This window comes from Rhodohalobacter sp. (assembly GCF_041686455.1).
Taxonomy (GTDB): Bacteria; Bacteroidota; Rhodothermia; order Balneolales; family Balneolaceae; genus Rhodohalobacter.
The window spans coordinates 1-6,345 of record NZ_JAWLDW010000138.1 but is presented as its reverse complement, the minus strand read 5'-3'; the positions used below and the strand labels follow the sequence as shown (position 1 = coordinate 6,345).

5 protein-coding genes are annotated in these 6,345 nt (G+C 44.9%); 3 read left to right on the top strand and 2 right to left on the bottom strand.

Annotation, left to right across the window (positions count from 1 at the left end; genetic code table 11):
- Positions 1-1,559 (bottom strand): DUF5117 domain-containing protein (locus ACESM0_RS12105; RefSeq protein WP_372906469.1); only part of this gene is annotated, 1,559 nt, incomplete at its 3' end.
- A gap of 167 nt (positions 1,560-1,726) precedes the next feature.
- Between ACESM0_RS12105 and ACESM0_RS12100 the strand changes: the two genes are divergently transcribed.
- The 3 genes from ACESM0_RS12100 to ACESM0_RS12090 all read left to right on the top strand — a co-directional run bounded on the left by ACESM0_RS12100 (position 1,727) and on the right by ACESM0_RS12090 (position 4,569).
- Positions 1,727-2,482, top strand: a complete 756-nt coding sequence (locus ACESM0_RS12100; protein ID WP_372906468.1) for an alpha/beta hydrolase family protein — start codon at positions 1,727-1,729, stop codon at positions 2,480-2,482.
- A 55-nt stretch (positions 2,483-2,537) separates the two neighbouring features.
- Positions 2,538-3,095: a superoxide dismutase family protein gene (locus tag ACESM0_RS12095; protein ID WP_372906467.1), complete on the top strand. Its 558-nt coding sequence runs from the start codon at positions 2,538-2,540 to the stop codon at positions 3,093-3,095.
- Between the two features lie 97 nt (positions 3,096-3,192).
- Positions 3,193-4,569 (top strand): alpha/beta hydrolase, encoded by a 1,377-nt coding sequence (locus tag ACESM0_RS12090; RefSeq protein WP_372906466.1) that lies wholly within the window; start codon positions 3,193-3,195, stop codon positions 4,567-4,569.
- Positions 4,570-5,286: 717 nt separating this feature from the next.
- On the opposite strand, the gene ACESM0_RS12085 is transcribed toward ACESM0_RS12090, so the two are convergent.
- A partial coding sequence (locus ACESM0_RS12085) for a glycine--tRNA ligase (protein WP_372906465.1) occupies positions 5,287-6,345 on the bottom strand: 1,059 nt, incomplete at its 5' end.

Here is a 6,345-nt window from a genome sequence, read left to right as displayed (position 1 = left end):
GACATGTCGCCGAACCAGGTGTAACCCCATTTTACGGCCCACTTATCATATTCACCAACGCGCGGGAAGAAGTTGGTTACTCCGTCACCGGGCTGTGCGATGTAATTGAATCTGGCATAGTCCATGATAGATGGAGCTGTACCGTGATTGGACGTGTAGGTTGGGGATCGAAGTGAATCGACCGGAACAGCGGCACTGGAGCCAAAGTTATGAGGAAGACCGAGCGTGTGACCCACTTCGTGAGCACCAACAAATCGTATTAGTTCTCCCATTACTTCATCGTCAAACTGAACAGTACGTGCTTCAGGGTTGGCAGCTGCCGTCTGGATGAAGTACCAGTTTCTGAGCAGACGCATCACGTTGTGGTACCACCCGATAGCGGAGGTCATGATTTGACCGGATCTTGGATCGTGAACATGAGGACCAAATGCATTTTGGATCGGTGATGCAAAATACCGGATGGTCGGATAGCGAGCATCTTCAAGGCTAAAGTCCGGGTCGTCGGTGGGTGCCATTTTTCCGTAAATAGCGTTCTTGAAGCCGGCTTCTTCAAATGCCACCTGCCAATCATCCACACCCTGGATCAGCCACTCTCTCCACTCTTTAGGAGTTGCAGGGTCGATGTAAAAAATAATCGGTTCTTCCGGTTCAACAAGTTCACCTCTCATATAAGCTTCCTTGTCTTTTGGAACCAGTTTCCAGCGGGTAATATGGCTGACCGGTTTTGCACGATGCTCTTCAGTGCCAAAGTCTGTCTGGCTTGCAGAGAAATAACCTACACGAGCGTCAGGTTCGCGGCGCTGCATGGGTTCTTCAGGAAGAAGGTGCATGCTGTGATTGATCTCAAGTGAGATGGTATTCGCATCCGAGTTAGACGGTGGATTCTGAGCATCATAGGTGAGTATGTGTCTCGCTTCTACGTTTTCCGGAAAACTGCGAATCTCTTCAATAAAGGTTCGGTTGCCATCAACACGGCGTACCTGATACTGGGATCGATTACCTTGCTGTAGGCCAAGAGCCGGTACATCGGTTGTAAACAGGCTTGTTATATCAATCACAGAGCCTGTTGAATCTTCATTTAAAGCTGCAATATCGAAAGTTGCGAGAATGGGCTCGAAATTAGAGTTTCTTACAGCTTCATAAATGGGAAGTGTATCACTTGCCGTATTGCTGAATGAAACCCGGCGCATAAGGATTTTATCATCCCGCTTTTCCCAGCGAAGAACCTGGGTATTATTTTTCATACCTCCGTATGCAATTCCGTCTGCTGTTTTTGCAATTCGTGAAACCATAAGCATTTCACGGTCCAGCATTTCATCGGGTATTTCGTAATAGTATGTAGATTTGTCTTTGTAGACATTGAATAGCCCTTCGTCTTTCTCGAAGTCATCTTTGATTACTTCAGAAAATGCTTTAGGTCCCTCGGAAGATGGAGCTGCTCCCCGGTCCGGGCGTTCTGATGCACCATCAGGACTTTGAACGCTGTCTGTACTGGCACAGCCGGCGATCAAAAACGCAGCAAGAAGCATTACTGAAAGTTTTTGTACGATATTTATCATAAAACGTATGTATTAGTTATGGTTAAGCCTTTGGTAATTATCATTTCAAAATATCCAAGATGAATGTAAAATGATGATAATAATATGGTTTTCGAAGAAATGTTTACTGAATGAAAAGCATCTGAAAACCATTACCTTAAAAGAATAACACACAATCGATTACAAACATGAACACAAAGAAAATTGAGTTTGAAGGAGCAACGGGTGAGTCTCTCGCAGCAAAAATTGATTATCCCGAGGGTGAGCATATAGCGTGTGCATTGTTTGCACACTGCTTCACCTGTTCAAAAAATTTGAAGGCCGTCGGAAACATTGCAAAAGCGTTAAATAAAAAAGGAGTAGCCGTTTTACGTTTCGATTTTACGGGTCTTGGCGATAGTGAGGGAACATTTGAAGATACCAACTTCAGTTCCAATGTTGAAGATCTTGTTGCGGCTTCCGAATATATGGGAAAAGAGATGAGTTTGCCGTCAATCGTGATCGGTCATTCTCTGGGCGGAGCTGCTGTAATTCAGGCTGCCCATAAAATGGACTCAGTTAAAGCGGTAGCAACAATTGGTGCTCCGTCTGATCCAAAACATGTTGAGAGGCACTTTGAGTCGAAAAGAGAGGAGATTGAAGAGAAAGGGTCTGCAATTGTGAATCTGGCCGGGCGGCCGTTCAGAATTAAGAAACAGTTTCTTGACGATTTGGAGAAAACTAGAATGGATAAATATATTGAAAATTTAGACAGGGCATTAATGGTGATGCACTCACCGATGGATGATACGGTGGGCATCGATAATGCCGCCCATATTTATAAAACTGCAAAGCATCCAAAAAGCTTTCTTTCTCTGCATGAGGCAGATCATTTGTTGATGGATGAGGCTTACAGTCTTTATGCGGGTTCAATTATCGCCGAGTGGTCGACGATCTATATCTAAACTTTGTTACATTCATCGATAAGCAAAACAGTTAATCAAACTCAATATTTACATTATGACTAAGTTATTTATTTCAACATTTACCGCACTGTTAATTTTCGCATCCTGCACTCAGGTTGAACAGGAAGAGATGGATATGGATTACGAAACTCAATCCATTGATCAGGCGGTTGTGGTAATGCACGCAACAGAAGGAAACAGCGTTGAGGGAACGGTCGTTTTTACACAAACAGATGAAGGAGTTCGGGTTGAAGCTGATATTTCCGGTTTGGAAGCAGAGTCAATGCACGGGTTCCATATTCACCAATATGGTGATTGCAGAGCGGACGACGGAACCTCCGCCGGCGGGCATTTCAACCCGGAAGATATGGAACATGGCGGGCCTGATGATGAGATGAGACATGTTGGTGATCTCGGAAATCTTCAGTCTGATGCTGATGGAAACGCTACTTCAGATTTTGTTGATTCTAAACTGCAGCTTTCTGGAATGACGTCCATATTGGGAAGAGGGGTCATTATTCATGCGGGTGAGGATGATCTTGAATCACAGCCTACCGGTGCTGCCGGAAGCCGACTTGCATGCGGTGTAGTTGGCGTGGCAAATCCGCAATAATGAAACACCTTATCACGTTTGAATTTTAACAAAAAACCCTGCCATTGAGCAGGGTTTTTTATTTCTAACAGGGATCTGTTTTTGTTAAATTGTGTCTATGAAATATCTACTCTTTGCTATTACTCTATTTACTGCTCAAACGGTATACGGTCAAAACTACAGCGACGTTGCCGGTGAATGGACCGGTTCTATAGAAATTAACGGCCAAAATCTGACTACAGAATTTACTTTCAGTTACCAGGATGGCGAACTGGACGGGACCATTGATATCCCACAACAGATGGCGTTTAATATGCCGATAGAATTCACAAAAGCGGAAGGCGACTCTCTGATTTTTCAATTTCAGACAGGAACTGGAGTTGCAGTGTTTAGAGGTATATGGGAAAACTCTGAGAGTACAATTTCAGGTATGTTTGAACAGATGAATACGAGTTATCCTTTTTCTATTGAAAAGAAGGACGATACACTTGCAGATGAAGGTGGTACATCAAATGGAACGGATATAGCCATTCAAACCCGGGCAGGCCAAGTAAGCGGTACACTATTAATGGCCGATGAGCCGGCACCTCTTGTGATTCTGTTGACCGGATCGGGTTCGCAGGACAGAGATGAAACCGTAGCGGGATTTAAAATTTTTGGTCAGCTGGCAGATTCACTTTATGAGTACGGATATTCGTCCTTCAGATATGATGATAGGGGAGTAGGGCGATCGACCGGTGAAACGGACGCAACGATTTATGATCTTGCCCAAGATCTGGAGGATATCGTCTTACATCTTCAGGAAGAATATGGATCTTCAATATCAAAAACAGTTTTGTTAGGTCACAGTCAGGGTGGGTTGGTCGCCGCAATTTCATCGGATGAAATTTCTATTGACGGTATCGTTTTTATGGGCGCCCCATTTCTGCCTGGGGATGAAATTATCAACAACCAGATTAAATCAATATCAGAGGCGCAGGGTATTGAAGATGAGATTGTTGAACAAAATCTGGAGTTTCAGCAGAGAATTTATGAAGTCGTTCGGAATGAAGATGACTGGGGTGAAATCGAGCAGGACCTGTATGACCGGCTTGAAGAACAGATTAACGAACTACCCGAACAGCAACGGGAGGCTTTGGGTGACATGGACTCATTCATCCGGAGTCAGATTAATAGACAGCTGGCGGCAGCAAAAACGGTTTGGTTTAAGTCGTTTATTGAATACGATCCGCAGAGTGACATTTCTGATCTAGGAATACCGATGCTGGCTATTTTTGGAGAGATGGATTCGCAAGTAATTGCGGAACCAAATCGAGCCAAAGCAGAAAGTCTGAAAGAAGATTCGGATTTAAATCTGACGATTGTTGAAATTGAATCTGCCAATCATCTATTTCAACAATCAAATACAGGCCTGCCCAGCGAATACGGTATGCTCGAAAAAAGATTCGCGGATGGTTTTGTGGAAGAGATAGTGGAATGGTTACGGTCTCTTTGATTTTTACTGACCGTTCACCGCGGGGACACAGAGGGCGCTGAGAATGTGCTGTTAATTGACCTGCTAGCATCTGAAGTGGAACGCAAGTTCTGCGTAAGATATTACGGGTTTTTATTAACGCTGACAGGAATCCTTCTGAAAGAGTCGGATGCGCTGTCAGGTTAATTGGAATATACCTTACCATCAACCCTTCAGACCGACTGAGTCAGTAGAGAGAGGTTTTCTTCAGGTCACAATATGTGGCCAGATGGATCAAATAATTATGGCTCTGATTCAACCCGCTCCGGATGGGGCGATAAGTTTGTAAAATCTCTGACCGGTATCTAAACACCTGCGCTCCGGAGGTGCGCTACTTCTCTTTGTACACAAAGATTTAACCTACTGCTCACTCCGGAGCAGTGGGTTGATGCGTCTCATCTGTTTTTTTACAAACATAATGCGCCTGCCGGCGCATTAGTGTGAGTTCGCATCACGTGGACAGATGGGTAAGTCTAAGGCCTGCCACGGGCACTAAGATCTGATATTCGATTGTGTTTGGAGGAAACCTATCAGCGTTGTAAAGCTACGCGACAATTGACGCTGCCAGGACTTTCGTTGCACTTCAGACGCTGGCAGGTCTATGGATTATTAACCATGAAGCCGTCTGACCAACTACAGCGGCCTGACGACACCATTCTAATTCTTCTCCGCGTGCGCAGCGTCACCGCGGTGAACTCCCTACTCAGGCTTCCAGGTTTTCATCCCGTCGCGAATGACATCGGCCAGCTTATCTACCGAAACACGATCTTGTTCCATGTTATCACGATAGCGAATGGTAACGGTGTTGTCTTCAAGTCCATCAAAATCTACTGTAACGCAGAACGGTGTACCTGCTTCATCCTGGCGGCGATATCGCTTGCCAATTGAACCGGACTCATCATAAAGTACATTGTATTCATCACGAAGTTCGAACTCAATCTTCTTAGCCAACTCCTGCAGCTCAGGCTTTTTAATAAGCGGGAAGATCCCAACTTTGGTCGGTGCCAGTTTTGGGTGAAGCTTGAGTACGGTTCTTGTATCGCCATCCACCTCTTCTTCGCGGTAGGCATCACAAAGCACCATCAGCGTGCAGCGGTCAAGCCCGATTGATGTTTCAATCACATATGGAGTATATCGTTTCTGCTGTTTCTGATCGTAGTACTCCATTTTCTTTCCGGAATACTCCTGATGACGTGTAAGGTCGAAATCAGTACGGTTATGGACACCCTCCACTTCCTGCCATCCAATAGGGAAATTAAACTGAATATCGGCTGCAGCACGAGCATAGTGTGCCAGCTTATCTTCCGGATGCGGTACGGTTCTCAGGTTTTCTTCACGGATTCCCAGGTTTTTATGCCACTCAATCCTGCTGTTGAGCCAGTTATCATAGCTCTCCTCATCATTTCCCGGTTCAACAAAATATTGCATTTCCATCTGTTCAAATTCCCGCATGCGGAAAACAAACTGACGGGCAACCACTTCATTACGGAAAGCTTTACCTACCTGAGCGATTCCAAAAGGAATCTGAACACGAGCGGTATCCATTACATTTTTAAAGTTCACAAAAATACCCTGAGCGGTTTCAGGCCGCAGGTAGATCGCGTCTTCATCACCGGATGATGTAGCGCCGTAATGCGTTTTGAACATCAGGTTAAACTGGCGCACTTCCGTCCAGTCGAATGCTCCAGATTCTGGCGCTTTGATCTCTTCCTGCATAATAATATCGTAGAGATCTTCACATAAACCTTTACGGGTACC

Coding starts and splice junctions, on each gene's coding strand:
- ACESM0_RS12100 (WP_372906468.1), top strand. CDS start 1,727: ATGAACACAAAGAAAATTGAGTTTGAAGGAGCAACGGGTGAGTCTCTC.
- ACESM0_RS12095 (WP_372906467.1), top strand. CDS start 2,538: ATGACTAAGTTATTTATTTCAACATTTACCGCACTGTTAATTTTCGCA.
- ACESM0_RS12090 (WP_372906466.1), top strand. CDS start 3,193: ATGAAATATCTACTCTTTGCTATTACTCTATTTACTGCTCAAACGGTA.